The 267-nt window shown below is 61.4% G+C and carries 3 tRNA genes; all 3 read left to right on the top strand.

Features of this window, described 5'->3' with window-relative positions:
• Nucleotides 1–76, top strand: a tRNA-Glu gene (locus tag ACZ2IA_RS23025).
• Nucleotides 77–88: 12 nt separating this feature from the next.
• Nucleotides 89–164, top strand: a tRNA-Ala gene (locus ACZ2IA_RS23020).
• A 26-nt stretch (nucleotides 165–190) separates the two neighbouring features.
• A tRNA-Glu gene (locus ACZ2IA_RS23015) sits at nucleotides 191–266 on the top strand.
• Nucleotide 267: the final 1 nt, after the last annotated feature.

The following is a 267-nucleotide window of genomic DNA, read 5'->3' as shown; positions in this document are numbered from 1 at the left end:
GTCCCCATCGTCTAGAGGCCTAGGACACTGCCCTTTCACGGCGGCGACCGGGGTTCGAATCCCCGTGGGGACGCCACAGTTTTACTGTGGGGCTATAGCTCAGCTGGGAGAGCGCTTGCATGGCATGCAAGAGGTCAGCGGTTCGATCCCGCTTAGCTCCACCACCCTCTACGTAGTACAAAGTCCTTTAGTCCCCATCGTCTAGAGGCCTAGGACACTGCCCTTTCACGGCGGCGACCGGGGTTCGAATCCCCGTGGGGACGCCAC

The sequence above is a fragment of the Crenobacter sp. CS_VA4 genome, assembly GCF_055597485.1.
Note: the sequence above shows the minus strand (reverse complement) of the source record. Positions and strands in the feature narration are given on the sequence as shown.